The following is a 25,338-nucleotide window of genomic DNA, read 5'->3' as shown; positions in this document are numbered from 1 at the left end:
CGAGGACCCGGATGGCAGGTCCGGCGTCCTTCAGGCCGCCTGATGGTGGTGCTTCGCCTCGGAGCGCATGAGCCGCAGAACCGCTCCATAGGGGGCGATCGCGATCGCCGCGAGCGAGAGCTTCACCAGGTAGTCGGCCACCGCCAGATTGGCCCAGGGCAGGGCGATGCACTGATCCGCGATGCCGACCTGGCCGAGCGCCTCGCTGATGGTGAGGCCGAGGCCGGGCACCACGCCGCAATAGAAGGCGAATGAGAAGAAGATCGCCGTGTCGAGACCCGAGGAGATCACCGAGGACACGAAGGGCGGCATCCACCATGCATGGCCGCGCAGGCGGAAGAAGATCTGGATGTCGAGAAGCTGGGCCACCAGGAAGGCCGCGCCCGACGCGATGGCGATGCGCGGCGAGGCGAGCACGACAGAGAGCAGGACGGCCAGGACGAAGCCGGCATAGACCACCCGGCGGGCGCCCCTGGGGCCGAAGCGCCGGTTCGACAGGTCGGTGACCAGGAACGAGAACGGATAGCTGAAGGCGCCCCAGGTCAGGTAATCGCCCAGGCCCAGATGCTGGAAGGGATACTGGACCAGGATGTTCGACGAGAGGACGACCAGGGTCATCGCCGTCAGGGCGATGAGGAAGTCGCGGCGGTCGAGCTTGGTCATGGCAGGTTCTTCCCGGGACGGCAGCTAAGCCATTGAAGCAACGCAAAACGGGCGGCCTCGAGGCCGCCCGCAGCGCAGATGTGATCGGCGGATCGGGAAATCAGCTCGCGGCGGCGAGCTTCTTCTCGATCTCGCGCTTCACCGCAAGGGCAGTGGTGGAGAGCTCCTCGGCCTTGGCCTTGGCCAGGAAGGCGTCGAGGCCGCCGCGGTGCTCGACCGAGCGGAGCGCATTGGCGGAGACGCGCAGGCGCACGGAGCGCTGCAGGGTGTCAGACTGGAGCGTGACGTTGCAGAGGTTCGGCAGGAACTTCCGCTTCGTCTTGCGGTTCGAGTGGCTCACCAGGTGGCCACTCAGCACGGCCTTGCCGGTCAGTTCGCAACGGCGCGACATGGGTTCAATCCTATTCGTCTATGACGGGTCGCGACCTCGAATTCGCGGGTTTGCCTGATCGCAGATCCCGCGCGGCCGGACACCAGAAGTCCTTGGAAGGTGCGAGCCTATAGGCCAAAAAAGGGGCGGGCGTCAAGAATAGTGCGACGCCGCATCTCGTTTTTTTGAAGCACCAGGGTCATTATCTGTTCCGAATCTCGTGCGATGCAACGGAATAGACTGTCGGAAACGCCTTATGCGCCTCATCGCCTCAGCTCTCGTGACCCTGACCTTGGCCGGATCGGCCTCGCTCGCGCAAGCCCAGAGCCCGCAGGGTCAGACCCTGAAGGTGAGCTATGACATCACCCTGGCCGGCCTTCCCTTGGGCAAGGCCGACCTGTCCTCGTCCTTCAACGGGGCGAGATACGAGATGGAAGGGCGGGCGAAGCTGACGGGGCTCGCCATGATCCTGACCGGCGGCAAGGGCGAGGCCAACGCGTCCGGCACCCTGGCCGGAGACGCGCCGCCCCGCTCGACCAGTTTCGCGGTGATTTCCAAGACCTCCGACAATCAGCGTACCGTACGCATGGGCCTGAAGAGCGGCCGGGTGGCCAAGATCGAGATCGAGCCGCCCCTCGAGCCCAAGCCCGATCGGGTCCCGGTCAAGGCGGCCGACAAGCGGGACGTGGTCGACCCCATGAGCGCGCTGCTGATGCCGGCCATAGCCTCCAAGGGTCTCACCGACCCGGCCAATTGCGACCGGACCCTGCCGGTCTTCGACGGGGCGTCCCGGATGAACGTGGTCCTGTCGTACGCGGAAACGAAGACAGTCGAGATGGCGGGCTATTCCGGCCCCGTCCTCGTCTGCAATGCCCGCTACGTGCCGATTTCCGGCCACCGGAGCGAGCGGCCGGCCACGAAGTTCATGCAGGACAACAAGGACATGTCCGTGTGGCTGGCGCCCGTCGAGGGGCCGCGCCTGCTCTTTCCGCTCAAGATCTCGGTCCGCACCATGATCGGCATGGGCGAGCTGCAGGCCTCCCTGTGGTCGCTGGAGGGCGGCAAAACGTCCGCGCCCGCCCGGAAGGCCGAGACGGGGGACGAGACCGTCAAGGCCGAGGCCGTGCCGTAAGCCGGGACGGATCCAAATCTTCCCCGAGTCTTCCCCGAGTCCTCCCCAAATTCCCCCAAGTCCTGAAAGTCCCATGGACATTCGCGCCGATCCGGGTAGCGAAAGCAGCCATTCGCACCATATAAGGGGTTAACCGCAGCCCGCCGCTTGGGACTGAGGCTGCTTTGTAGAGAAGGCTCCCGGCGCCGGTCTCCGGTCCTAAAGCCTCTCGGCTCTCACTCCGGGACCTTTCCGATTACCCGTCACCAAGGCATGGCCCGTCGTTCCCTTCCCCCGCAGGCGCGCTCGCGCGGCGTGACCGCCGTGCTCGGCCCCACCAATACCGGCAAGACCCACCTGGCCATCGAGCGCATGCTCGGTCACGACAGCGGCATGATCGGCCTGCCCCTGCGTCTGCTCGCGCGCGAGGTCTACAATCGCGTGGTGGAGAAGGCGGGCCACCACAACGTGGCGCTGATCACCGGCGAGGAGAAGATCAAGCCGGACCGGCCGCGCTACTGGATCTCGACCGTCGAGGCCATGCCGCGGGACCTGGATCCGGCTTTCGTGGCCGTGGACGAGATCCAGCTCGCCAGCGATCTCGACCGGGGGCACGTCTTCACCGACCGGCTTCTCAACCAGCGTGGCCGCGAGGAGACGCTTCTCATCGGCTCGGCCACCATGCGGCCGCTCATCGAAGCCCTGATCCCGGGCGTCCACGTGGTCACGCGGCCGCGCCTGTCGAAGCTGTCCTTCGCGGGCGAGAAGAAGGTCTCGCGCCTGCCCCGCCGCTCGGCCATCGTGGCGTTCTCGGCCGAGGAGGTCTACGGCATCGCCGAGCTGATCCGCCGCCAGAGCGGCGGCGCCGCCGTGGTGCTGGGGGCGCTGTCGCCCCGGACGCGCAACGCCCAGGTCGAGCTCTACCAGAACGGGGACGTGGACTACCTGATCGCCACCGACGCCATCGGCATGGGCCTCAACCTCGACGTGGATCATGTGGCGTTCGCGTCCGACAAGAAGTTCGACGGGTTCCAGTTCCGCAAGCTCAACAATCCGGAACTCGCCCAGATCGCCGGCCGCGCCGGCCGCTACATGCGCGACGGCACCTTCGGGTCCACGGGCCGCTGCCCCCCCTTCGACGCGGAAACCGTCGAGGCGCTCGAAAACCATACCTTCGATCCGGTGCGCATCCTGCAATGGCGCAACCCGGACCTGGATTTCTCGTCCCTGGCCCGCCTGCGCGATTCGCTCGGGGTGCAGCCGCGGGAGCACGGCCTCGTGCGGGCGCCCACGGGCGAGGACGCGACAGCCCTCGAGGTCCTGTCGCGGGAGGACGACATCAAGGGCATGACGCGCTCCCAATATGCCGTGGAGCGTCTCTGGCAGATCTGCCAGGTGCCGGATTACCGGAAGGTTTCTCCGCAGACCCATGCGGATCTCGTCGGCCAGCTCTATCGTTTCCTCATGAAGGATGGAGCCATCCCGGCCGACTGGTTTGCCCGCCATCTGTCCGCCATGGACCGGACCGATGGGGATATCGACACCCTCTCCAACCGCATCGCCCAGGTCAGGACCTGGTCCTTCGTCGCTAACCGTCCCGACTGGTTGAAGGATCCAGAGCATTGGCAGGATGTTGCGCGTCAGGTAGAGGACAAGCTATCGGATGCGCTCCATGAACGCCTCGCCCAACGATTCATCGACCGGCGGACGAGCGTTCTCATGCGGCGCTTGAGAGAGAAAACGATGCTCGAAGCGGAAATCACGACCACCGGCGACGTCAATGTCGAGGGTCAGCACATCGGTCACCTGCACGGCTTCCATTTCGTGCCCGATCCCCAGGCTGACACGACGGAGGCCAAGACCCTGCGCAACGCCGCCAGCAAGGCGCTGGCCGGCGAGATCGAGGCGCGGGCGGACCGGTTCGCCGAGACGCCGGACGCCATGCTCGTGCTGTCGAACGACGGCACCATCCGGTGGATGGGCGACCCGGTGGCCAAGCTGGAGGCCGGCGACAAGCTGTTCGAGCCCAGGGTGCGCATCCTCTCGGACGAGCACCTCACGGGGCCGGCCCGGGACAAGGTCGACATTCGCCTGCGCGCCTGGCTGAAGGCCTATGTGGTGCGCCTGCTCGGACCCCTGCTGCAGCTCGAGGACAGCACCGAGCTCACGGGCCTGGCCCGCGGCATCGGGTTCCAGATCGGCGAGGCTCTGGGCGTGCTCGAGCGCGCGAAGGTTCTCAACGACGTGCGCAGCCTCGACCAGGACGCCCGCGGGGCCCTGCGCAAGGCGGGCGTCCGGTTCGGCGCCTATCATCTCTACCTGCCGGCCCTTCTGAAGCCTGCGCCCCGGGTCCTGGCGACCCAGCTCTGGGCCCTGCAGAACGGAGGCCTCGAGCAGAAGGGCATCGACGAGATCGCCCATCTCGCTCAGTCCGGCCGCACCTCGATCCCGGTCGATCCCGAGATCGCCCACGGCCTCTACCGGGCCGCCGGCTTCCGCGTCCTGGGCGGCCGCGCCGTCCGCGTCGACATCCTGGAGCGTCTGGCCGACCTGATCCGTCCGGCCATCGCCTACCGGCCCGGAATCACCCCGGGCGAGCCGCCGGCCGGCGCCGCCGATGGGGAAAGCTTCGTTCCGACCGTGTCCATGACGTCCCTCGTGGGCTGCGCGGGCGAGGATTTCGCCACGATCCTCAAGTCCCTCGGCTACGTGATGGAGCGCCGTCCCGGCCCGGCCATCACGGTGCCGCTGGTCGAGGCCCCGAAGGCCGTCGAGCCGCCGGCGGCCGCCGCGAGCGAGACGGCCGCTCCGGCCGAAGAGGCGCCCGAAGCAGCCGTCGGCACGGAGGAGATCGGCGCCGTCGCCGTGGCGGAGCCCGACGCGAGCGTCTCGGCGCAGGACGCCTCGGCGCAGGACTTGGCGACGAGCGCCGCCGAGGCCGTGGCCTCGCCCGAGGGCCAGGCTCTGGCGCCCGCCGAGGCCGTGTCCGCCGAGAGCCCTGCCGAAGCCCCTTCGGACCTCCCGTCGGCTGTCCCCTCGGAAGTCCCCTCGGAGGTCCCCTCGGACCTCCCGGCTGAAACCCCCGCCGAACCCGAGACGATCGAGGTCTGGCGTCAGGGCCGGCGCCACCACGAGGGCGGCCACGCCCGTCACGGCCGAGAGGCCCGCGGTGGACGGCACGAACGCGGCGACCGTCAGGATCGCGGCGACCGGCGTCCGCGCCATGGCGACGCCCCGGGCGACCAGGCCGGCGAGCGCCGTCCCCGTCCCGACCGCCGCGAGGCGCAGGGGGAGGGCGGCCGGCCGCAGAACCGTCCGCCGCGCGGCCCGGGCCGCGGGGAGGAGCGCCGGGGGCCCCGTCCCGACAAGCGACCCGAGAACCGCCGCGACGGCGGTCACGAGCGGCGCGAGAAGCAGCCGGACCCGAACTCGCCCTTCGCCAAGCTGATGGCCCTCAAGGCCCAGCTCGAGGACAGCAAGAAGTGAGGGCGTGACGCGCATGCGTGAGGACCGGCAGCGGCTCGACAAGTGGCTGTGGTTCGCGCGCTTCGCGAAAACCCGGACGCTCGCCGCCAAGCTGGTGACGAGCGGCTTCGTCCGGCTCAACGGCCAGCGCACCGATAACGCCGCCAAGGCGGTGGCCGTCGGCGACGTGGTGACCGTCGCGCTGCCCCGGACCGCCGTGGTGGTCCGGGTCGAGAGCCTGGGCGAGCGCCGGGGTCCTGCAACGGAAGCAAGGCAGCTCTACATAGAACTCAACCAGGCCAACGCGGCGCTTGTCAGCGACCCCGACAACCGCTAGAGCGGCGGCGCGTTGTTCTCATCTGCCGAAAGACCTTCGAAGGACCCTTCATGACCTACGTCGTCACTGAAAATTGCATCAAGTGCAAATACATGGACTGCGTCGAGGTCTGCCCGGTCGATTGCTTCTACGAGGGCGAGAACATGCTCGTCATCCATCCCGACGAGTGCATCGACTGCGGCGTCTGCGAGCCGGAATGCCCGGCCGAGGCCATCAAGCCCGATGCGGAGCCCGGCCTCGAGCATTGGCTGAAGCTCAATGCAGACATGGCCAAGAGCTGGCCCAACATCACCATCAAGAAGGATCCGCCCGCCGACGCGAAGGAATTCGACGGGGTAGCGGGCAAGTTCGAGACGTATTTCTCGGCCAATCCGGGCGACGGCGACTAAAGCACCGGACGTGAAGAGTGGACCCACTCTCGGGTCCGATGCTCATTTCTTGAATCGGCACATCGTTCGGGTCGCGGACGCCCCCGGGGCGGCAGGATGGGCTCGAGACCCGACCCTGCTGCGGGACACCGGGAGGGCGCCTGACCGCTCTTTCCCGAGAACGATTCGTTCGGAGTGGAAAACCGGAACCGCTTTGCCGGACGTTGCGTCAGCCCTCCGGCGCGGCCCGAAACGGGCGCTCTTTACGCTATCCGTTGGAATATTTTTGCTTTTTCGGCCGGACTGTGATAGGGTCCGCAAATGCCGTCGCTTGCGCTCAAGCCGTGCACCGTCCCCGCAGACCGGCGGTTCACACAATGAAGCAAAGATTCGCGTCCTTTGACTTAAGGGAGCGTTGCTGCCTTGGTCAAGGGTATGAGCGTTTGTAGCCGCTGGCTTACATCAGGGAGACGAGCGGAATAGTCAAGTTCCGCGACACTCGAATCCTATCCTCGTTCCCCTGGGTCCCTGCCCGGTGGAACCACAGCTTCCTCGCTGCCAAGCGAGGACCATGCAAGGAGGCCTCTCTCGCATGACAACCGCCAAGAAGTCCGCCCCGCGCCTTGGGTTCAAGTCCGGTGAAGCGATCGTCTATCCCGCTCACGGTGTCGGCCGCATCACGGCCATCGAAGAGCAGGAGATCGCTGGTTTCAAACTGGAGCTGTACGTGGTCTCCTTCGACAAGGACAAGATGGTCCTTCGGGTTCCGACCGGTAAAGCCTCCAGTGTCGGCATGCGCAAGCTTGCCGAGCCGGCCCTGGTCCAAAAGGCCCTGGACGTTCTGACGGGTCGTGCCCGCGTGAAGCGCACCATGTGGTCGCGTCGCGCTCAGGAATATGAGGCCAAGATCAATTCCGGCGATCTGATCGCCGTGACCGAGGTCGTGCGCGATCTCTACCGCTCCGAGGCCCAGCCCGAGCAGTCCTACAGCGAGCGCCAGCTCTACGAATCCGCTCTCGACCGCGTCGTGCGCGAAATCGCCGCCGTGAACAAGATCACCGACACGGAAGCCCTCAAGCTGATCGAGCAGAGCCTTGCCAAGTCGCCGCGCCGCGCCAAGGGCGCCGAGGCCGACGGCGAGGGCGAGGGTGACGATCTCCAGGAAGAGGCCGCCTGATCGCGGGTGCTCCCGCCTTTCGAAAAAGCCCGGCCTTTGCCGGGCTTTTTTGTGGCCGGATGCCTTGTTTTTCACCAGCAGGAATCTATTTCGCAAAACTTGGCTGTTGGAAGTGAACTTTTCCTGGCCTCGCTCGTTGTGTCTCTGCCAAGGGAGAGCACACAATGGGAGAAATCTCAGGGGTTCGCCGCCGGTTCGTCCGCGCAGCCATGAATGCACCTTTTCTCGAAAGAGACGAGGAGCATCAACTTGCCGTGCGCTGGAAAGAGGCCGGCGACGAAGCGGCACTTCATCAACTGACGGCTGCCCATATGCGCCTCGTCATCGCGCTGGCAGCCCGTTTCCGCCACTACGGCCTGCCCATGGCCGACCTGGTTCAGGAAGGTCACGTGGGTCTTCTCGAAGCCGCCGCCCGGTTCGAGCCCGAACGCGAGGTCCGCTTCTCGACTTATGCGACCTGGTGGATCCGTGCCTCCGTGCAAGATTACATCCTTCGCAATTGGTCAATCGTTCGCGGCGGAACGAGTTCCGCTCAGAAGGCGCTTTTCTTCAATCTGCGTCGCCTGCGCGCCCGCCTGACCCGCGGCGGCGAAGAGCGCATCTCCTCCGACGTGCACGAAAAGATCGCCGAGGCGATCGGGGTTTCGAAGGCGGACGTCGCCCTCATGGACGCCCGGCTGTCCGCGCCGGACACCTCCCTCAACGCCCCGGTCCTGGACGCGGATCCGGGCAATTCCGCCGAGCGCGTCGAGTTCCTGGTCGACAACAGCCCGCTGCCGGACGAGAGCGTCAGCGACGTCATCGATACCGAGCGCCGGGTACGCTGGCTGCAGCAGGCGCTCGAGGTCCTCAACGAGCGTGAATTGCGGATCCTGCGCGCGCGCCGCCTCGACGACGAGCAGGTGACCCTAGAATTCCTCGGCGACCGGCTCGGAATCTCCAAGGAGCGGGTGCGCCAGATCGAGAACCGCGCTCTGGAGAAGCTCAAGCGCGCCCTGGTGGAGAAGTACCCCCAGGCCTCCGGCGCCTTCGTCTGACGGGTCCGGGTTCGCAGGACATGCACGCGGTGAGCTGGTGACCGGCTCGCCGCTTTCATTTTTACCCAATCGGACGTGGACTCGACCTCACGCCCGATGCTTCAGGCTTTTGGCGTGGAGCATCTTTTCACGCAAAACCGGTTCCCAGTTTTCCGTTCTGACCGATGCTCTCATCCAAGAAGAACGCATCGGATGGATCCCAAAAGTGCAAGTCCACTTTTGGGTCCGATGCTTTAGGACCCGGCAGGCCTATTCCACGACGATCTTGTAGCGCTCGCCGACCTTGAGGGCGTCGTTCCCGGCGAGCCCGTTGAGGAGCAGGAACTTCTCGAGCGCCCGGTCGACCGGCATCCGGGCCGCCAGGGACTGCGCCGTGTCGCCGCGCTGGGCCGTGACGATCTGGATCTTGAGCGGCCTGATCCGGCGGGCCTCGTCCGGCTGCACCTGCCGGACGCTGTTGAGGGTCTGCTGGAAGATCGCCTCCAGGTCTCCCCTGTTGCCCCGGGTCGCCATGATGAGCCGGTAGGTGGTGCTGCCGATCCGGATGGCCGAGAGGCGGAAGGTCCATTCCTTGCCGTTGGACAGGGCGGTGACCACCGGCAGGCCGTTCACCGTTCCGGTGGTCAGGGTGCCGGGTTCGAGGGTGTCGGTCCAGGTGGAGCGCAGCACATCCTCGAGGCTCTGCCCCTCCGGCGTGTCGGCCGCATCGAACAGAAGACGACGCTCGCCGTCGCTCGAGGCGCCGAGCACGGCCTGGGAGGTGTTCTCCAGGGTGAAGCCCTCCGGCGCCTCGAAGGCGACGCCGAGCCTCGAATGGATGAAGCGGCGGCCCTTCACGACCCCGTCGGCCGGGTCGTCCCCATAGGAGAGCCCGTCCAGGGCCGTGAGATAGGCGAGGCGTCCGGTCTCGCCGGTGCCCTGCATCCCCGTGCGCCGGGCCGCCTGGAGCGACCGGGCCACCCGGTCGTCCGTGCGCGGGTGCGAGGCGTTCCGCTCCGCGGTCGAACTGTCGGAACTCGTGCCCGAGCGTCCCAGGGCGGTCAGGAAGCGCGAGGCCCCGTAGGGATCGAACCCGGCCCGGGCCAGCACCTTGACGCCGGTCCGGTCCGCCTCGAGCTCCTGGGCCCGCGAGAAGCTCGCCAGCGTCGAACGGGCCTGGCTCTGCGCCACGGCGGCTTCCTCGGCGTCGTTCAGCACGTTCTCGGCCACGCGCTCGATCAGCTCCGAGCGGGCCTGCAGCTCGCTGCGCTGGGACGCGTGGCGAAGGGTGACATGGGCGATCTCGTGGGACAGAACGGCCGCCACCTCGGACGTGTCGTTGGCGAGCGCAAGAAGCCCGCGGGTCACGTAGAGGCGCCCATTCGGCAGGGCGAAAGCGTTGACCACGGGCGAGTTCAGGATCGTCACCTGGAAGGCCTCGTCGGGCCGGTCGGTGGCCATGACGAGCCGGTTGGTCACATCGGTGAGCATCTGCTGGAGCTGGGGCGCCCGGCCTTCGCCCCCGAAGGCCCTCACGAGCCTGATATGGTCCCGGTCTCTGTCCGGGCCGATCACCCGGGGCGCGTTGGCGGGCAGCGAAACGTCCCCGCCGAAGCCGGTGCACCCTGCAAGCATGGCGCCGAGCATGACGGTGGCGAGACCTCTGAAGCTACCTGTCGGACGTGTGATGCTCATGCTCGTTCATCGTGGCAGGCGACCGCCTTCGAGGCGCTCGATCATATCCGGTATGACAATGGAGAGGGCCGCCCCTTGCCAAGGCTGCAAAATGCCTCGGGCCCGGATTCGCCGACCCTTGAGCGCCTCGGCGCCCATGCCGCGGTCCGACATCTGCCTCCAGGTCTTCCTCGGGATGATGATCGTGAAGTCTTCTGCCCAGTGCCCCCCGAAATTCAAATAGGTGCGTTGCGCGCGCTCCCCGATGCTCCTGACGCGACCCTCGACCAGCACGAAGCTCCCGATTCGGTCCCGCAGGCGCTCGGATTCATTGACGTCCACGGGCTTATAGCGGTCATCGGCCCAAAGACCAAGGCGTCCTTCGCGGGCGGCGGCCTCGAAAGCGAGCAGTTCGGGCTGGCAGAAGGGATCGTCGAGCCCCGCATCCACCATGGCGATGCCGGCCTCGACGAGGGCATGACTCCATTCGGCCGGAGGGGTCTGGCCGGAGGACCGGACGCGGGCGGGAACGCGGCTCCAGCGGTCCGGACCGGCGGCGGCCTGGATGAGGATGGGCTGGTCCGCCCAGGCCCGCAGCCGGGCCAAGGCCGCCACGCGGTGCGGTCCCTCGTCGGGAAGCCGGATGCCGGCGAGCCGGGCCAGGAGACCCGAGGCGAGAACGAGATCACCCTCCGGGGACAGGGTCTGGAGCCGGTCGGGCCGGGCCTCGGCCAGGCAGCCCGGCAACCGTCGTGCCGGCGAAAGGGGCTGCGCCCAGCCGGCCGGGATCGTCAGGACGATCCCGAGGCCTGCGCCCCAGAAAGCTTTCAGGGTCGATCCCGTCATCGGACGGGATCATACCCGTTTGACGCAGAACGGCTACGCTTGAATCGGGCCGCTCAGTGCTTTTCCTGCGCCGGGCTGTGCTTCTGCGGCGCGTGACCGCTCTGCGCGGCATTGTTGTGCTTGTTGTGGTCGCGGCTCTCCTGATGGGTTGCGCCGCCCTGCTTGCCGATCTCGGGCTTGTCGAACTCGGGCTTGCCGCCCGCATCGCCGTGAGCCTTGTCGTCCTTCGGACGACCCGCGATGCGGGTCTCGTTCGGATGGCTGCGATTGCCGGTGCTGCTCATGATGTCTTCTCTTGCTGGCGCTTCTGGGCGCCGTTGCCGTCCTTGCCCTGCTGGTGCTGCGTTCCGCGTCCATTCGAGCCGCCATGGCCTTCCTGGGGGATGCCCTCAGGGTTCGTGCGCGAGCCTGGGATGTTTTTCGTCATGGTGAGATCCTGACTGGTTGTCGTGCCGGGACGGAACGACGGCCGGACCGGGGAGCTCCCACCTTCAGGAGAGAGCCGCAGGCCGGCAGGAACCGTTTTCCCGGGACATCAATGGCGGCGGGGGCGAATTGTTGCGGCCAAGATCAGGGTGTTTTTCCAGGGTCGGACGCGAAGCTCCAAGATCACCAGCGGATCACCAGCGGATCACCAGCGGGTCACCAGCGGATCACCACCACCCTCTGGTGACCGTTGCCGAGCTCGACCGCTTCGGTCCCCTCCGCCTTCCGGTTCTGCGACTTGGCATCCTCGACGATCTCGATCTCCTCGACGTGCGCGGCAAACGCCTCGTCCACCTCGGCCACGCAGAGCAGGGTATCGGGAGGAAGGTTCTCGACCCGTTTCAGGAAGTCTCGAAGCGTCTGCGCCATGATAGGCCTCCGGTTGCCCTCAACAAACCGGTCGGAGCGGAGCGGGTTCCGTCGCGGCTCAAATCGTCCGGGCAGAGGCGTGCATGCTCCCGGACGCGATGCCTCCCCATGGTGCCTCCCCAGGGCGGCGCGATGGGAGTAGAATGGGCAGGCCGGTCGCCCAGCCACAGGAGGTGAGCCATGAACAGGCATCACGCTCTCGCTTGGATCGCGTGCAGCCTCATCCCGACATTCGCCCTCGGCGGCGTCGCGTCCGCCCAGCACCAGGGCATGGCGGGCTCCACGAGCGACGAGGACATCATCAGGAGCGCCATGACGGCGGCGCCGCCGGCCGTCGCCAAGGACGCGACCATCATCGACGTCGCGCCGGACGGGAAGACCCGCGTCGTCCGCAAGGGGACGAACGGCTTCACCTGTCTGGCGGACAATCCGAACTCGCCCGGACCCGATCCTATGTGCGGCGACCAGAATGCCATGGAGTGGGCCCAGGCCTGGTTCGAGAAGAAGGAGCCGCCGAGAAACAAGGTCGGCTTCATGTACATGCTGTCCGGCGGCACCGATGCCAGCAACACCGATCCCTATGCCCAAAAGCCGGAACCCAACAACAACTGGGTCGAGACCGGCCCGCATGTCATGGTCGTCGGAGCCAAGGGCATGATGGAGGGCTATCCCAGATCCCCGAAGCCCGACACCGCGCAGCCCTATGTGATGTGGCCGGACACGCCCTACGAACACCTCATGCTGCCGGTTCAGACCGGAGAGCCCATGACACGGTAGCCGACCCGGCCGCATCTCCGCTCCGGCCGCCGTGCCCGTGACCGGCGACACGGCGGCCTCGAAGCCGGCAGAACGGGGGACCGGGGGGTACGGTGATCATGCCGATGCGTTCTGCGCTGACGAAGAACGGCAACCCTCTGGAATGACCCTGCCGACCGTGCTAAATCCCCTGTCCTCACGCGGTCCCGTAGCTCAGCAGGACAGAGCAGCGGTTTCCTAAACCGAAGGTCGGAAGTTCGAGTCTTCCCGGGATCGCCAGTTTTCCCCGCCTCGCGACGGCTCACCGTCCCACCCGCGCGACCACGGCTTTGGCGTCGTCGAGGTCGGGCGCGTCGATGTGGCGGTAGCGGGCCTGGACGAGGCCGAAGAGGCCGAAGGCGAAGAGGCCCAGCGCCGTGAGCGCCAGGAGCACCCAGCCATAGGGCTGCTGCTGCAGGGCCTGGAGCGCGCCCCCGAGCCCATGGACGTCCGAGGACGAGGCGTGAAGGGCGGCGAGGACGAGGAAGCCCCCGATCACGAGGAAGACCACGCCGCGGGCGGCAAAGCCCATGCGGCCGAGGAGGATGAACCAGTCCCGCTTGTCGGCCGGCAGCGCCAGGCGCTCCGTGACGTCGCCGCGCCAGGCCTTCGCCATGAAGGCCAGGCCCGTTCCGGCGATGGCCAGGCCGACGAGTCCGACGAGCCATTGGCCGAAGGGCTGGCTCATGAGCCAGGCCGTCCAGTCCTGAGCGGCCTGATCCTCGCCGCCGCCCGAGCCGCGGCCGAGGGCGAGTTTCAGGGCCGAGATCGACAGGCCGGCATAGATGACGCCGCTGATCAGATGCGCGCCCCTCACGCCCCAGCCTTTCAGGTCGGAGCCCCGGTGGTCCGCGTCGGTCAGGGCCTCCAGGACGCGCCACGCGCAGAAGCCGAACAGGCCGAGGGCGATCAAGGTCAGCCAGAGCTTGCCGAAAGGCTGCGAGAGCAGGGATTGCAGAGCGCTGCGGCTTCCCCCCGTCTGGCCGCCGGATCCGATGGCCGCCAGAAGGGCCAGGCCTCCGACGAGGCCATAGACCACGCCGCGCGCGCCATACCCGAGACGGGCCAGGGTCTCGACGGGATTGCGACTGATCGTGGGCATGGCGGGCGGCTCCGGTCTGGTACAGATGAACCGTCAAGCCTTCATGGATGTTCCTTGCGGCCGCTCGGAGACGGGCCTGCTCTGCTGGCGCCAGATCGTCAGAAGCGCGGCCATCAGGACCGGGCCGAGGAAAAGGCCGATCAGCCCGAAGGTTTCCAGGCCGCCGAGGATGCCGAGCAGAGTCCAGAGGAAGGGCAGTTCGACCGCTCCGCCGATCAGGGCCGGCTGAACGACATTGTCCCCGACCAGCATGATGAGCGCGCCCCAGCCGACGACGCCGGCGGCCGCAAGCATCGATCCGCCCGAGAGCACCAACGCGATGGCCGCGGCCCCGAAGGCGAACCACGCGCCCAGCGGCAGCATCGCGAAAGCCGCGGTGAGGAGGGCGAACAGGATGGCATTCGGCACGCCGGCCACCAGGAAGCCGATGCCGATCAGGATCCCTTCGCCCACGGCCACCAGGATCGTTCCGTTCACCGTGCCCCGCACGGCCGTCGCCATGGTCTCGGCCAGGCTCTCGCCCGGCCGCCCGAACCAGCGATCGATGGCGTTGAGGACGTGACGGGCGGCCTCGTCACCGTTGCGCAGCAAAATGAACAGGGTGAGAAACGTCAGGAAGGCATGGAGCACATGCGAGGCCAGCGCGCCACCGAGGCTCTTCGACCAGTCGGTCAGGGTCTGGCTGTCGATGCCGGTCAGGAGCTGCTCGGCGGCGTGCGGCTGGCTCAGATGCGCCTGCCACCAGGGTGCCAGGTGCCCGCCGATCACGGGCAGGCGGTTCACCCAATCGGGCACGGGAAGGCCGTTCTGCTGAACGTCCGTGACCCACTGCACGGCGAACTGCCCTTCGCGGCCGATCTCGGTGAGCACAAGGGCGACCGGAACCAGGAGAAGGGCCGCAAGCCCGATCGTCACGAGCAGCGGTGCGGCGATGCGGGAGCCCTCGAGGCGGGCGCGGATCCGCCGGTAGAGCGGCCAGACGCTGATGGCGATGATCACCGCCCAGCCGAGCGTGACGAGATAGGACTGGATCATCCAGAGCGTCAGCCCGAGGAGAAGCGCCGCGCCGACGAAGCGGGTCGTCCGGCGCGTGCGCGCGTCAGGCGGTTTCGGAAGGGTGACGGCGGCTCTCTCTTGCATAGAGGGAATCTAGCGCATCGTGCGGAAAAGGGGATCCGGTGTTCGCTCACGTGGCCCTTGGGGTCACCCCCGAACGACGCGCCGCTTCAAAGATGTGAGCCTCGTCCCGTCGGCCAAGGGCGGGTCAGCGCTTCGCCACGCGTCGGGTCAGGGCGGCCGCATCCTCGGCGAGGGGTGGTCCGGCGAGCAGCAGCAGGAGCAGGGCGAAGGGCAGCGCGAACAGGAACCCGATCCTGCTGAACCCGATGGCCCCGATGATTCCGCCGGCGAAGAAGGATGCGAACAGCAGGACGAGCAGGCGCAGCTTGCCCCGGTCGGCCAGGACCCGGTCCGGATTGTGCGCATTGCGGTTCCAGTAGAACAGCTTGCCGAGCTCGATGCCGATGTCGGTGACGATGCCGGTCACATGGGTGGTGCGCATGCGGGCGCCCGAGATCTTCGTCACCGTGGCGTTCTGGAGGCCCATCATGAAGCAGAGGAGAGACACCGCGACGGCCGCGAAGACCGGTGACGGATGGGTGAGCCAGCCCAGGAGGCCGAACGCCAGGAGAAGAAAAGCCTCCAGCATCAGCGGCACCGCATAGCGGCTGCCCAGGTGCTGGCGCCTGCCCCAGTTGATCAGCATGGCCGAACAGGCCGCCCCGAGGACGAAGGGCAGGAAGGCTCCGAGGCCCAATCCCACGAGGCCGAGCGAGCCCAGGGCGATATTGTCGGCCATCGCGGAGACGATGCCCGACATGTGCGAGGTGTATTGGCCGACTGCCAGAAGGCCTCCGGCGTTGACCGCGCCCGCCACGAAGGTGAGGGCCATGCCCAGGAGCGTATCGGCCCCGCCGGTCCGTTCGGACGCCGCGATGGTCCTCACCGATCGGATCGTGAAGTCGCGATGCTCCGGATGTGTCGATCGGACTTTCATCCGCTGAGCCTACCGCCGGTCCTGTGGCGAATTCAATGATCCAAATGATGGCCGGAGACCGGTCTCCGGCCATTCTCCTGCTTATTGCGCCACGCTCGTCGAAGCCGAGGCGCGACGCTCCATGGGCGGGATGCGAAAGGTCTTGAGGATCTCCGCCTCGCCCGCGGGCTCGGCCAGCGACGAGCCGCCGACGAAGATCTGGATGGCCCCCGCCTCGACCAGATAGGTGCCGTCGTCGAGGTGGAAGCCGAGGGACTCGACGGGCACGCGCAGCGTCACCTGCTTCGTCTCGCCGGCTTTCAGGGCGATCTTCTCGAAGGCCTTCAGCTCGCGCAGGGGCCGGCTGCGGCTCGCCACCGGGTCGCGGGTATAGAGCTGCACGACCTCCTGGCCGTCGCGCGCGCCTGTGTTCGTCACGCTGACGGACACTTCCAGGCTTTGGCCCTCGTCGAGCCGCCGGCTCGCCAGCTTCGCGTCGGAATAGGCGAACTGGGTGTAGCTCAGGCCCCAGCCGAAGGGATAGAGCGGCGTGATCGCCTCGTCGATGTAGTTCAGGGTGAAGCGGTTGTCGGGCAGGGTCGGACGGCTGCTGGGGAGCCGGTTGTAGTAGAAGGGCAGCTGTCCCGTGGCGCGCGGCCAGGTGACCGGCAGCTTGCCGCTCGGGCTCACGTCGCCGAACAGCACGTCGGCCACGGCGGGGCCGGCCTCCGTGCCCGGATACCAGACCATCAGGATCGACGGGATGCGCTCGGCCACCGGGCCCAGCACCTGAGGGCGCCCGCCCATGATCACCAGGGCGACGGGCTTGCCGGTCTTGGCGAGTTCCTCCAGCACCTCGATCTGCCGGCCGTTGAGCTCCAGATGGGCCCGGGAGGCGGCCTCGCCGGACAGTTCCTGCGGTTCGCCGAAGACGGCGATCACCAAGTCCGACTGCCGGGCCGCCTCGAGCGCGTCCGGCAGCCCGTCCGTGCTGCGGCAGAACAGGTCGCAGGCCGGCGCATGGCGCACCGTGATCCCCGTACCCTGGGCGCGGCGGCGGATCCCCTCGAGGATCGAGACGCTGTCCTCCTTGTGGCCGCGGGCGGCATGAGGCCCGAGCTGGTCGTGCGGCGCATCGGCGAGGGGCCCGACGACCGCGACGGAGCGCACGGTCGGCGGCACCGGCAGCACGTTGTCCCGGTTCTGCAGCAGCACGAAGGTTTCGCGCGCGACCTCCCGGGCCATCTGGCGCGATTCCGGCGTCGGAAAGGCCGAATCCACGCGGGTCGGATCGATGTCCGGGCGGTCGAACAGGCCCATGCGGAATTTCGTGCGCAGCACGCGCCGCACGGATTCGTCCACCACGCTCTCCGGCACGCGGCCGGCGCGCACCTCGTCGGGCAGGTGCTTGATGTAGAGCTGGCCCATCATGTCCATGTCGACCCCGGCGAGGATCGCCTTGCGGGCGGCCTCGGCCCCGTCGGCCGCGACGCCGTGGTTGATGAGCTCGCCGATGCCGACCCAATCCGAGGTGACGAATCCGTCGAAGCCCCATTGGGTGCGCAGCACATCCGTCAGCAGCCAGGGATTGGCCGTCGAAGGCTCGCCGTTCAGGGCGTTGAAGGCCACCATGAAGCTCGCCGTGCCGGCGTCCACGGCGGCCCGGAACGGCGGCAGGTAGGTGTCGTACATCTCGGCCCGGGGGATGTAGGTCGTGTCGTAGTCGCGCCCGCCCTGAGGCGCCCCGTAGCCGGCGAAGTGCTTGGCGGCCGCGGCGAGGCCGCCCTTGCGGAAGCCTTCCACGCGGGCCGCCGTCAGGGCGGCGCCCAGGGTGGGATCCTCGCCGAAGCCTTCGACGATCCTGCCCCAGCGGCTGTCGCGCGACAGGTCGGCCATGGGCGCGAAGGTCCAGTTCACGCCCACATAGGCGGCCTCCCTGGCGGCCCATTCGGACGCGAGGCGCGAGATGCGCGGGCTGAAGGCCGCAGCCTCGCCCAGGGGCAGGGGAAACTGGGTTCGGAAGCCGTGCAGGACGTCGAGACCGAAGAGAGGCGGGATCTTGAGACGGCTCTGGCGGGCCAGGGCCTGGGCCCGGGCCACGTCCCGGGCGCTGTTGAAGTTCAGGAGAGCCCCGGCCTTCCCTTCGGAAATGTCCTCCCAGCGCAGCGGCGGGCCGTGGGAAACGAGGTTCAGCTGCCCGATCTTCTCCTCCAGGGTCATCTGCCCGAGAAGCTCGTTCACGCGGCGCTCGATGGCCTGGTCTCCGGTTTCCTGAGCGGCTGCCGTGGCAAGAGACGAAGCCGTCAGGGCCAATGCCAGCGCCAGTTGCGCCAAGCCAGGGACATCAGAAAGCCGCACAATTATCTCCTTTATGGAACAATACCACTTTATCGCGAGGTCTCCCTCGCTTGCCGCCCTGTCGTGCCGCACAAGATTGGTTTTGCAAGTGGCGTCTGGGGGCCGTCAGGTCAAATTTTATTTTAGAAAGCCTCATGCATCTGCTGCCCGTCTCGTTGAAGCTGTCCCTGCTGAGCCTGTCCGGCGCCCTGATCATGTCAGGAGGAGCCTTGGCGGCGGCCGCCTATCTCCGGAACTCGGCTCTCGTTGCCGCGTCGGCGGGATTGTTTCTGCTGCTCGCCGCCGGATCTCCCCTGGTGATCGGCCGGCAGATCAGTCAGGCTCTGCGGGACAGGCAGGATGACGAGTCCGACGAGTTCTCCGTGTTCGAGGACGTCACGGCGGCGGCCTTCGAGCCGCCCGAGGACCCAGCCCTCGCCTTTGCCGAATTCACGGTCTTCGAGGAGCCGCCGGCCTCCGACGAGGACGATGCCCTGCGCCGCATGCAGAAGGCGCAAGCCGTCGATCGGCTGAGGGACGGGATCGCGCACGACCTCAACAACCGGCTCATGGTGATCAGTGCGAACATCGATTCGGCAGCCCGCCAGCTGAAGGACCAGCCGATCCTCCAGCGCAAGCTGCTCTCGGCCCTGGTGGCCTCGGATCAGGCCGCCAAGCTCATCGCCCAATCGACGGCCTTCGCCAAGCCGGGCGAGGGGAAGCGGCAATATGTGAACATTGCCGAACAGGTGAGCGCGGTCGCCGATCTGATGAGCCGTTCCCTGCTGCGCGATACGGTCGAACTGAACGTGTCCCTGGCGGAGGACCTCTGGACCATCGAGGCGGATCCCGACGACATCCAGACGGCCATCGTGTCCCTGAGCGGCCATGTTCGGGATGCCCTGCCTCAAGGGGGCGTCATCACGATCGAGGCCCGGAACGTGCAGGTCGACAGAGGCGCGCTGCCCGATCTGACCCGCGAGGGCGACTTCGTGCAGCTCATCATCCACAGCGCCGGCCCCGATGAGGGACGCCATGCCCCGGAGGCGGATGCGGAACAGGCCTTCGCCCTGCGGGATCTCGATCTCTCATCCTGGCTGTCCCTGCGTCAGAGCCTCCACTTCCTGCAGGAGCTCGGCGGAACCTCGGAAGTGCGCCGGGATGGTCCCGGGACCTCCATCATCCTCTACATTCCGCGGTCCGACGCGACCCTGCTCCCCGTCGGGGCAACGCGCGAGGAGGACGTGCCGGATGAGAGCGTGCAGGGCCACACGGAAGTTCTGGTGGTGGACGACGAACTCGAAGTCGCGCTGGCGCTGCAATCGACCCTGGAGGAATTCGGCTACGTCACCAGCATCGCGACCGATGCGGCCCAGGCCGTGAAGGCCCTGAACACGCGCAGGCCCGCGCTCGTGCTCGCCGATGTGGCCATGCACGGGACGATGAACGGAGTCGGGCTGGCGCGGGAAGTGCGGCAGGTCTTTCCGGACCTGCCCGTGCTGCTGATCACCGGCAGCCCCGGTATCGCGGGCGAGGACAGCGAGTTCCCGCTGCTGCAGAAGCCCGTCGTCAGCCGCGACCTGCATGTGGCGATCCAGCGGCACCTCAATGCGCGCAGCGACAACAAGGTGATTTCCCTGTTCCCGCGCACGTCGCGGCGCGCGCGCTGAACAAGCGCATGGTGCGGCCCTCCGGGTCCGCACGATGCGCTAGCCGGCGAGCGCCGTCGCGGACAGGGGCGCCTCCGCCTCGCGCGCCGCTTCGGTCAGAGCCGCGAACAATCGCTGGTGCGGCTTCTTCCACACCAGAAGCTCCGGATGCCACTGAACGCCGAGCAGGAACGGACCGTTCTCGCTCTCGATGGCCTGCACGATGCCGCTCTCGTCCTGGGCGGCGATGGTCAGCCCCTGTCCGAGCCGGTCGACGGATTGGTGGTGGAGGGCATTCACCTGGCAGGGATTGCAGCTCAGGATCCGGTCCAGCCGGGAACCGCGCGCGATGGTGACCGTCTTGCGCGGCAGGACCGTGCGCATCTTCGGCGCCTGAACATAGACCTCGTAGATGTCCGTATGCAGCGTGCCGCCGAGCGCCACGTTGATCATCTGCGATCCGCGGCAGATGCCGAGGATCGGCAGCCCCGCCGGCAGGGCCGCCTTCAGGAGACCGAGCTCCAGCTTGTCGCGCTCGGGATCGATGCGTACGTCGGGCAGGACCTTGCCGCCATAGATCTCGGCCCCGATATCGTCGCCGCCGCCGATCACGAGGCCCTGCAGCGGCTCCGTCGGCAGCGGATGTCCGGGCACGAGGCGGACGGAGCGCGCGCCGGCGCGGTAGAGCGCCAGCCGGTGCATCAGGTAGCTGCGCCATCCCCCGCGCCGGGACGTGGTGACGCCGATCAGGGGAGTCGTCATGGCCGTACGATCTGCTCCACCACGTTGGCCCAGCTCTTGTCCTCCCCGTCGAACGACAGATACGTGGAGGCGACGGCGTCCAGCATGTCCCGGTCGCCCGCCAGGCGCTCGACGCAGACCCAGCGGTTCCAGTCCGGCGCGATGCTCCAGCCCGGGTCGCTGACCCGTGCATCCGGCAGGCGGTAATGGAAGGTGGGGCGGCCGTTGATCTTCTCGTTCGGCAGGATGGCCCGGACGCGCTGCGCGTCGAAATGATGCAGGAGCGGCAGCAGATCGAGGTCCCGGTTCCGGGTCGCGTTGAAGGCGAGATAGTCGTCGATGAAGGCCGGGATGTCCGGCCAGTAATCCGGCTCGGCGATCCTGCGGACATACTGGGCCGGGAACGGATCGGCAAAGCCGAGGAGATTGCGCGTGGCGTCCGGCGATGCCTCGCGCCGGAGCCAGGGGTTGAGCAGAGCGAAGCTCTTCATGAAGGCCGTGACGGTGGCCGCATCCTGGCGCGGGATCTCCGGGTTGAAATGCAGGCCGAAGGCATAGAAGGGCGCATCCTGCGTGCCCTTGGCGCCAAGCCCGCGCAGGACCGTCAGGATACGGTTGAGCTCCTGAAGCTGGTCGATCGGAAACGGGGCCGTGACCAATTCGCACGGAACGAGGTAGCGGGCCGCGAACCCGAACAGGGCCGCGATCTTGGGCAGGACGCCCTTCTGCGTTCCAGTCTGCTTGCCCGGGTGCAGGATGCGGCTGTCGAGCTCGACCGTGAGGTCGCCGATGGCCGATTCCTTCAGCGCGAAGGCATGGGGATCCTCCTCGATCAGTCGCCCGCCGAGGGCCTCCTGCAGGGCCTGCACGGTCTGCTCCGCGGACGGCCCCACGAACTCGATCTCGACCCCGACCGTGCGCCGTTCGCCCCGCTCGTTGTCCAGGCAGGGCGGGAGGGCGAAATCGATATCGGTTGAGAGCGCCGTCTGCGCCATCGAGAACTCCGGACAACACCAAAGCGTGAGCAAGGGAATGAACGGATGCGCTTCCGCTCGGGTTCCTTGTCCGGCGAGACTTCGCCTTCCGGCGGTGAGGTGTGGCCTTCCGGCCGTGGGCCGGGTACAAGCCCGCTACCATGATTCACCGCACCTCCGTGACCGAGCGCGCCGCCTGGATGGCGGAGCTGCGCGCCACCCTGTCCCTCGGCTGGCCTCTGGTCCTCGCCACCGTGGCGCAGAATGCCCTAATCACGTCCGACGTCATCCTGATGGGCTGGATGGGGTCCGGGGCTCTGGCCGCCGGCGCCCTGGGGACGAACCTCTATTTCGCCTTCCTGATCTTCGGCATCGGCCTCGTCAACGCGACCTCGCCGATGATCGCCGAGGAACTCGGCCGCAAGCGCCATTCCGTGCGCGAGGTACGGCGCACGGTCCGCCAGGGCCTGTGGGCCTGCGTCACCGTCGCGGTCCCGATCTGGATCGTGGCCTGGAACGGAGAGGCGATCCTTGTCGCCATCGGGCAGGAGGCGGGGCTCGCTCGTGATGCAGGTCAGTACATCCGTGCCCTGCAATGGAGCCTTCTGCCGTTTCTGTTCTTCCTGGTGCTTCGCTCCTTCCTGGCAGCGCTGGAGCGCCCCGGCTGGGCTCTGTTCATCGGCCTCCTGGCCATTCCGGTGAATTTCGGCGCCGCCTATGTGCTGATGGTCGGCTCCTTCGGCCTGCCGGCTCTGGGGCTGATCGGCGTCGGCATCGGCACGATCATCTCGAGCACCTTCATGTTCCTCGGGCTCGCCCTCGTGATCGTGCTCCATCCGAAGTTCAGGCGCTATCATGTGTTCGGGCGCTTCTGGCGGGCCGACTGGCCGCGCTACCGCACCCTCTGGCGGATCGGCGTTCCCATCGGCCTGACGCTCATGTTCGAGGTGACGATCTTCAATGCCGCCGCCATGCTCATGGGCCGCATCGGCGCGAGCGAACTGGCCGCTCATGCGGTGGCGCTGCAGATCGCGTCCTTCTGCTTCTCCGTGCCCCTCGGAATCGGTCAGGCCGTGACGGTGCGCGTCGGAAGGGCCTATGGGGCGCGGGACGCGCAGGGCGTCACCCGCGCCGGCTGGACGTCCTTTGCGCTCGGAACCGGCTTCATGGTCCTCACGGCCTCCCTCATGCTGTTCGCGCCCCATCTCCTGCTCGGCGTCTTCCTCGACGTCGGCGATCCGACGAACGCGCTCGTCATCGATCTGGCGCGCACCTTCCTGGTGGTGGCCGCCATCTTCCAGCTGGTGGACGGCGCGCAGGCGGTCGGCGCCGGGATGCTGCGCGGCCTGCAGGATACTCGGGTGCCCATGCTCTATGCGGCGTTCGGCTATTGGGGCGTGGGCCTGCCGCTCGGCACCCTCCTGGCCTTCGGCACTTCGCTGCGCGGCGTCGGCATCTGGATCGGCCTTGCGAGCGGCCTGGCCGTGGTGGCCTGCCTGATGCTGTGGCGCTGGCTGCGCCGCGACCGGTTGGGCTTGGTCGCGGCCACGCCGCGGGACGTTCAGGAAGCGTTCGCGAGCTGATCGACGAGGCGCGAGAGATCGACGGGGGCGAAATGCGCGTCCTCATGGGTCACGCGCACCTCTTCGACGGTCAGCCTGCGCCACTGGGCGAGGCGCGCCAGAGCCTCCTGCACCAGATCCTCGGGCGCGGACGCGCCCGCCGTCAGGCCGATCACGGCCGCGCCGTCGATGAAGGAGAGCGTGAGGTCCTTCGGATCCTGCATGAGGAGCGCCTGACGGCCCTCGCTGACGGCCACCTCGCACAGGCGGTTCGTGTTCGAGGAATTGCGCGCCCCGCAAACGATGATCCGCTCGGCCCGCGTGGCGATCACGCGCACCGCCATCTGGCGGTTCTGGGTGGCGTAGCAGATCGTCTTGACGTCGGGGCCCTGGATCGCCGGGAAGCGCTTCTTCAAGGCCGCGATGATCTCGCGCGTATCGTCCACGGAGAGGGTCGTCTGGGTGATGTAGGCGATGCGCTCCGGGTTCGCGACGGGAATCGTCAGGGCTTCGGCGACGCTCTCGATCACGTGCACCGTGCCGTCGATCTGCCCCGTCGTTCCCTCGATCTCCACATGGCCGCGGTGACCGATGACGATGACCTCGCGTCCGGCCCTGGCATGACGCTGCCCCTCGAGATGGACGCGGCGCACGAGCGGGCAGGTGGCGTCGAGCACCGAGAGCTGGCGTCCCGCCGCCTCTCGCTCCACCGCACGGGACACGCCATGGGCGCTGAAGATCGCCACGGCTCCCTCCGGGATCTCGGCGATGTCTTCGACGAAGATGGCGCCCTTGCGCCTGAGATCCTCCACCACGCGGCCGTTATGCACGATCTCGTGGCGTACGTAGACGGGCCCGCCTGTCCGCTCGAGGGCATCCTCGACGGCCCGGATGGCCCGTTCGACGCCGGCGCAGAAACTGCGGGGCGCCGCGAGCAGCACGGTGAGCGGGGGATGGTCCTGAATCATGCCGCATCCTCCGTCTTCAAGGGGCGGTCGCGCAGAATGGAGGCGCGGGTGCAGCGTGCATTGCGCAGGAGGGCAGCGGCATGCTCTCCGGCCATGACGGCGCTCTCGATGGTGGCGGGAAGGGACCCGAGCCAGTCCCCGGCCAAGGCGAGATTGGCAAGCGGCAGCAGGGGGGGCTGCGGGAGAACCTCGGCGGCCTGGCGGATCGTCGCGCGCTTCTCCTTCACCACCCGGGTGTCGGGCTGGCGGTCGCCTGCCGCGTCGAGTCCGAGACGGCGCAGGGCCGGCACGATCTCGCGCCAGATCCTGGCCGCCACATCGGCGGCATTCCGATCGATCACCGCATCCGCCGCCGAGACGGTGACGCTCACATGGGTCGGGCGGATCAGCGCCCATTGCGCCAGCGTGCCGGTGAAGCCGACGAAGCGCGGAGCGGCCGGACCATTCATACGGTAGTGAACGTTGAGGATCGGCTCGAAGGAGGCGGGCACCGGCAGCCCCGGGAGCAGCCGCGCCACCTCGTAGGGCGGAAGCGCCAGAATGACCTGGTCGTCCGGACCGAGCATCACGGTGCGGTCGGACAGGGCGAGGCCGATGGCGCGCCCGTTGCCGATCAGGAGCCTGTGCAGGCGCTGTCCGGTCAGGACGGATGCGCCTCTCGTCGCGAGCGTGGCGAGAGCGGGCTCGATCAGGTCCGCGCTCAGACCGTTCCGCGCCACCAGCAGGCGTCCTGAGCCGGGCCGGAGGAGCTGTCGCAGGGCGCAGGCGAGCCGTTGCGAGGACGCCTGCGCGGCCGGGGTGTTGAGCACCGCCACCGTCAAGGGCTCGATCAGGCTGTCCATGATCGGCCGGTCGCCGATGATGGAGGCGACCGGGCAATCCTTCGCGGGGAAGAGGAGGCGCAGGATCCGCGCCAGATCCGGCACGGTCAGCCCGGGCGGGCGGCGCGAGGGAAGGAGCCAGGACCAGGGGGAGAGGCCGACACGTTGAAAGGCATCCGTGCGTCCGTCGTAGAGCGGAAGCCCCTTGGGCTCGGGCTCGAGCCACCGGTTGCGGGCGCCGACGGTCTCGAGGAGATCGAGCGTGCGTCCGTTCGCCGTGAAGAGCACATGGGTGCCGTTGTCGTGGATGAAGCCGTCGGCGGGCTGGAGCGTCCTGCATCTCCCGCCGGGTTGCGGGGCAGCCTCGTAGACGATGGCCTCGCCGTCGCGTCCCGTGACGGCAAGCGCCGCGCTCAGGCCCGCGATGCCGGCTCCGACGATGTGGGTGCGCCTTGTCATGCGGGCCTCGTCG

The 25,338-nt window shown here is 67.8% G+C and carries 24 protein-coding genes and 1 tRNA gene; 10 read left to right on the top strand and 15 right to left on the bottom strand.

The annotated features are described in order from the left end of the window. Positions 1-30: 30 nt before the first annotated feature. Together OCW50_RS18225 and rpmB are read right to left on the bottom strand one after the other, a co-directional pair. The gene (locus OCW50_RS18225; RefSeq protein WP_262272497.1) at positions 31-663 is read right to left on the bottom strand and encodes a queuosine precursor transporter; all 633 of its coding nucleotides are present in this window, start codon (positions 661-663) and stop codon (positions 31-33) included. Between the two features lie 100 nt (positions 664-763). After that, positions 764-1,054, bottom strand: a complete 291-nt coding sequence (rpmB, locus tag OCW50_RS18220) for a 50S ribosomal protein L28 (RefSeq protein WP_036354407.1) — start codon at positions 1,052-1,054, stop codon at positions 764-766. A gap of 235 nt (positions 1,055-1,289) precedes the next feature. Here rpmB and OCW50_RS18215 point away from each other — a divergent pair, with 235 nt between their 5' ends. From OCW50_RS18215 to OCW50_RS18190, 6 genes are all read left to right on the top strand, one after another. After that, positions 1,290-2,165: a DUF3108 domain-containing protein gene (locus OCW50_RS18215; protein WP_262298548.1), complete on the top strand. Its 876-nt coding sequence runs from the start codon at positions 1,290-1,292 to the stop codon at positions 2,163-2,165. A gap of 252 nt (positions 2,166-2,417) precedes the next feature. Next, positions 2,418-5,630 (top strand): helicase-related protein, encoded by a 3,213-nt coding sequence (locus tag OCW50_RS18210; protein ID WP_262298547.1) that lies wholly within the window; start codon positions 2,418-2,420, stop codon positions 5,628-5,630. A 13-nt stretch (positions 5,631-5,643) separates the two neighbouring features. Then, positions 5,644-5,946 carry an RNA-binding S4 domain-containing protein gene (locus OCW50_RS18205; protein ID WP_262272514.1) on the top strand — a complete coding sequence of 101 codons (303 nt, stop codon included), beginning with the start codon at positions 5,644-5,646 and terminating at the stop codon, positions 5,944-5,946. Between the two features lie 50 nt (positions 5,947-5,996). Continuing rightward, entirely contained in the window at positions 5,997-6,335 is a 339-nt protein-coding gene (fdxA, locus tag OCW50_RS18200) for a ferredoxin FdxA (protein WP_262298546.1), read from the top strand. A gap of 571 nt (positions 6,336-6,906) precedes the next feature. Continuing rightward, positions 6,907-7,491, top strand: a complete 585-nt coding sequence (locus OCW50_RS18195; protein ID WP_173948118.1) for a CarD family transcriptional regulator — start codon at positions 6,907-6,909, stop codon at positions 7,489-7,491. Between the two features lie 164 nt (positions 7,492-7,655). Continuing rightward, positions 7,656-8,528, top strand: a complete 873-nt coding sequence (locus OCW50_RS18190) for an RNA polymerase factor sigma-32 (protein ID WP_262272493.1) — start codon at positions 7,656-7,658, stop codon at positions 8,526-8,528. Between the two features lie 249 nt (positions 8,529-8,777). Here the strand turns inward: OCW50_RS18190 and OCW50_RS18185 are convergent, their stop codons facing one another. The 5 genes from OCW50_RS18185 to OCW50_RS18165 all read right to left on the bottom strand — a co-directional run bounded on the left by OCW50_RS18185 (position 8,778) and on the right by OCW50_RS18165 (position 11,882). Further along, positions 8,778-10,202 (bottom strand): M48 family metalloprotease, encoded by a 1,425-nt coding sequence (locus OCW50_RS18185; protein WP_262298545.1) that lies wholly within the window; start codon positions 10,200-10,202, stop codon positions 8,778-8,780. 6 nt (positions 10,203-10,208) lie between these two features. Continuing rightward, positions 10,209-11,027, bottom strand: coding sequence for a thermonuclease family protein (locus OCW50_RS18180; protein WP_262298544.1), 819 nt, complete (start codon positions 11,025-11,027; stop codon positions 10,209-10,211). Between the two features lie 53 nt (positions 11,028-11,080). After that, positions 11,081-11,311: a hypothetical protein gene (locus OCW50_RS18175; RefSeq protein ID WP_262298543.1), complete on the bottom strand. Its 231-nt coding sequence runs from the start codon at positions 11,309-11,311 to the stop codon at positions 11,081-11,083. Next, positions 11,308-11,454 carry a hypothetical protein gene (locus OCW50_RS18170; RefSeq protein WP_262298542.1) on the bottom strand — a complete coding sequence of 49 codons (147 nt, stop codon included), beginning with the start codon at positions 11,452-11,454 and terminating at the stop codon, positions 11,308-11,310. The genes OCW50_RS18175 and OCW50_RS18170 overlap by 4 nt, the downstream gene beginning before the upstream one ends. 215 nt (positions 11,455-11,669) lie before the next feature. Beyond that, the gene (locus tag OCW50_RS18165) at positions 11,670-11,882 is read right to left on the bottom strand and encodes a sugar phosphorylase (protein WP_262272227.1); all 213 of its coding nucleotides are present in this window, start codon (positions 11,880-11,882) and stop codon (positions 11,670-11,672) included. Positions 11,883-12,062: 180 nt separating this feature from the next. On the opposite strand from OCW50_RS18165, the gene OCW50_RS18160 reads away from it, so the two are divergent. Together OCW50_RS18160 and OCW50_RS18155 are read left to right on the top strand one after the other, a co-directional pair. Further along, entirely contained in the window at positions 12,063-12,659 is a 597-nt protein-coding gene (locus OCW50_RS18160) for a hypothetical protein (protein ID WP_262298541.1), read from the top strand. A 181-nt stretch (positions 12,660-12,840) separates the two neighbouring features. After that, positions 12,841-12,917, top strand: a tRNA-Arg gene (locus OCW50_RS18155). A gap of 22 nt (positions 12,918-12,939) precedes the next feature. On the opposite strand, the gene OCW50_RS18150 is transcribed toward OCW50_RS18155, so the two are convergent. The 4 genes from OCW50_RS18150 to OCW50_RS18135 form a co-directional block, all read right to left on the bottom strand. Then, entirely contained in the window at positions 12,940-13,779 is an 840-nt protein-coding gene (locus OCW50_RS18150; RefSeq protein WP_262298540.1) for a DUF1206 domain-containing protein, read from the bottom strand. 33 nt (positions 13,780-13,812) lie between these two features. After that, positions 13,813-14,919, bottom strand: a complete 1,107-nt coding sequence (locus OCW50_RS18145) for an AI-2E family transporter (protein ID WP_262272208.1) — start codon at positions 14,917-14,919, stop codon at positions 13,813-13,815. Between the two features lie 124 nt (positions 14,920-15,043). Continuing rightward, on the bottom strand, positions 15,044-15,784 hold the full coding sequence (locus OCW50_RS18140; RefSeq protein ID WP_373371470.1) for a YoaK family protein: 741 nt from the start codon (positions 15,782-15,784) through the stop codon (positions 15,044-15,046). Between the two features lie 132 nt (positions 15,785-15,916). Next, positions 15,917-18,172: a glycoside hydrolase family 3 N-terminal domain-containing protein gene (locus tag OCW50_RS18135; RefSeq protein WP_262298539.1), complete on the bottom strand. Its 2,256-nt coding sequence runs from the start codon at positions 18,170-18,172 to the stop codon at positions 15,917-15,919. 134 nt (positions 18,173-18,306) lie between these two features. On the opposite strand from OCW50_RS18135, the gene OCW50_RS18130 reads away from it, so the two are divergent. Then, the gene (locus OCW50_RS18130; RefSeq protein ID WP_262298538.1) at positions 18,307-19,821 is read left to right on the top strand and encodes a response regulator; all 1,515 of its coding nucleotides are present in this window, start codon (positions 18,307-18,309) and stop codon (positions 19,819-19,821) included. 39 nt (positions 19,822-19,860) lie between these two features. On the opposite strand, the gene OCW50_RS18125 is transcribed toward OCW50_RS18130, so the two are convergent. After that, positions 19,861-20,562 (bottom strand): gamma-glutamyl-gamma-aminobutyrate hydrolase family protein, encoded by a 702-nt coding sequence (locus OCW50_RS18125; RefSeq protein ID WP_262298537.1) that lies wholly within the window; start codon positions 20,560-20,562, stop codon positions 19,861-19,863. After that, entirely contained in the window at positions 20,559-21,536 is a 978-nt protein-coding gene (locus tag OCW50_RS18120; protein WP_262298536.1) for an amidoligase family protein, read from the bottom strand. The genes OCW50_RS18125 and OCW50_RS18120 overlap by 4 nt, the downstream gene beginning before the upstream one ends. A 140-nt stretch (positions 21,537-21,676) precedes the next feature. On the opposite strand from OCW50_RS18120, the gene OCW50_RS18115 reads away from it, so the two are divergent. After that, entirely contained in the window at positions 21,677-23,098 is a 1,422-nt protein-coding gene (locus OCW50_RS18115; RefSeq protein ID WP_262298535.1) for an MATE family efflux transporter, read from the top strand. Here the strand turns inward: OCW50_RS18115 and ispH are convergent. Then, on the bottom strand, positions 23,077-24,045 hold the full coding sequence (ispH, locus tag OCW50_RS18110; protein WP_262298534.1) for a 4-hydroxy-3-methylbut-2-enyl diphosphate reductase: 969 nt from the start codon (positions 24,043-24,045) through the stop codon (positions 23,077-23,079). The genes OCW50_RS18115 and ispH overlap by 22 nt on opposite strands. Further along, positions 24,042-25,325 (bottom strand): hydroxysqualene dehydroxylase, encoded by a 1,284-nt coding sequence (locus tag OCW50_RS18105; RefSeq protein WP_262298533.1) that lies wholly within the window; start codon positions 25,323-25,325, stop codon positions 24,042-24,044. The genes ispH and OCW50_RS18105 overlap by 4 nt, the downstream gene beginning before the upstream one ends. Between the last annotated feature and the right edge of the window lie 13 nt (positions 25,326-25,338).

The sequence above is a fragment of the Microvirga sesbaniae genome (assembly GCF_025460805.1).
GTDB lineage: Bacteria > Pseudomonadota > Alphaproteobacteria > Rhizobiales > Beijerinckiaceae > Microvirga > Microvirga sesbaniae.
The sequence above is the reverse complement of the archived record's forward strand: the minus strand, read 5'-3'. Positions and strand labels throughout refer to the sequence as shown.

What these genes read in the sequence shown, in the direction of transcription:
- OCW50_RS18150 (WP_262298540.1), bottom strand. Translation starts at nt 13,779, where the DNA reads ATGCCCACGATCAGTCGCAATCCCGTCGAGACCCTGGCCCGTCTCGGG.
- fdxA (WP_262298546.1), top strand. Translation starts at nt 5,997, where the DNA reads ATGACCTACGTCGTCACTGAAAATTGCATCAAGTGCAAATACATGGAC.
- OCW50_RS18175 (WP_262298543.1), bottom strand. Translation starts at nt 11,311, where the DNA reads ATGAGCAGCACCGGCAATCGCAGCCATCCGAACGAGACCCGCATCGCG.
- OCW50_RS18205 (WP_262272514.1), top strand. Translation starts at nt 5,644, where the DNA reads ATGCGTGAGGACCGGCAGCGGCTCGACAAGTGGCTGTGGTTCGCGCGC.
- OCW50_RS18190 (WP_262272493.1), top strand. Translation starts at nt 7,656, where the DNA reads ATGGGAGAAATCTCAGGGGTTCGCCGCCGGTTCGTCCGCGCAGCCATG.
- OCW50_RS18185 (WP_262298545.1), bottom strand. Translation starts at nt 10,202, where the DNA reads ATGAGCATCACACGTCCGACAGGTAGCTTCAGAGGTCTCGCCACCGTC.
- ispH (WP_262298534.1), bottom strand. Translation starts at nt 24,045, where the DNA reads ATGATTCAGGACCATCCCCCGCTCACCGTGCTGCTCGCGGCGCCCCGC.
- OCW50_RS18125 (WP_262298537.1), bottom strand. Translation starts at nt 20,562, where the DNA reads ATGACGACTCCCCTGATCGGCGTCACCACGTCCCGGCGCGGGGGATGG.
- OCW50_RS18120 (WP_262298536.1), bottom strand. Translation starts at nt 21,536, where the DNA reads ATGGCGCAGACGGCGCTCTCAACCGATATCGATTTCGCCCTCCCGCCC.
- OCW50_RS18165 (WP_262272227.1), bottom strand. Translation starts at nt 11,882, where the DNA reads ATGGCGCAGACGCTTCGAGACTTCCTGAAACGGGTCGAGAACCTTCCT.
- OCW50_RS18210 (WP_262298547.1), top strand. Translation starts at nt 2,418, where the DNA reads ATGGCCCGTCGTTCCCTTCCCCCGCAGGCGCGCTCGCGCGGCGTGACC.
- OCW50_RS18225 (WP_262272497.1), bottom strand. Translation starts at nt 663, where the DNA reads ATGACCAAGCTCGACCGCCGCGACTTCCTCATCGCCCTGACGGCGATG.
- rpmB (WP_036354407.1), bottom strand. Translation starts at nt 1,054, where the DNA reads ATGTCGCGCCGTTGCGAACTGACCGGCAAGGCCGTGCTGAGTGGCCAC.
- OCW50_RS18145 (WP_262272208.1), bottom strand. Translation starts at nt 14,919, where the DNA reads ATGCAAGAGAGAGCCGCCGTCACCCTTCCGAAACCGCCTGACGCGCGC.
- OCW50_RS18105 (WP_262298533.1), bottom strand. Translation starts at nt 25,325, where the DNA reads ATGACAAGGCGCACCCACATCGTCGGAGCCGGCATCGCGGGCCTGAGC.
- OCW50_RS18160 (WP_262298541.1), top strand. Translation starts at nt 12,063, where the DNA reads ATGAACAGGCATCACGCTCTCGCTTGGATCGCGTGCAGCCTCATCCCG.
- OCW50_RS18180 (WP_262298544.1), bottom strand. Translation starts at nt 11,027, where the DNA reads ATGACGGGATCGACCCTGAAAGCTTTCTGGGGCGCAGGCCTCGGGATC.
- OCW50_RS18130 (WP_262298538.1), top strand. Translation starts at nt 18,307, where the DNA reads ATGCATCTGCTGCCCGTCTCGTTGAAGCTGTCCCTGCTGAGCCTGTCC.
- OCW50_RS18115 (WP_262298535.1), top strand. Translation starts at nt 21,677, where the DNA reads ATGATTCACCGCACCTCCGTGACCGAGCGCGCCGCCTGGATGGCGGAG.
- OCW50_RS18170 (WP_262298542.1), bottom strand. Translation starts at nt 11,454, where the DNA reads ATGACGAAAAACATCCCAGGCTCGCGCACGAACCCTGAGGGCATCCCC.
- OCW50_RS18195 (WP_173948118.1), top strand. Translation starts at nt 6,907, where the DNA reads ATGACAACCGCCAAGAAGTCCGCCCCGCGCCTTGGGTTCAAGTCCGGT.
- OCW50_RS18215 (WP_262298548.1), top strand. Translation starts at nt 1,290, where the DNA reads ATGCGCCTCATCGCCTCAGCTCTCGTGACCCTGACCTTGGCCGGATCG.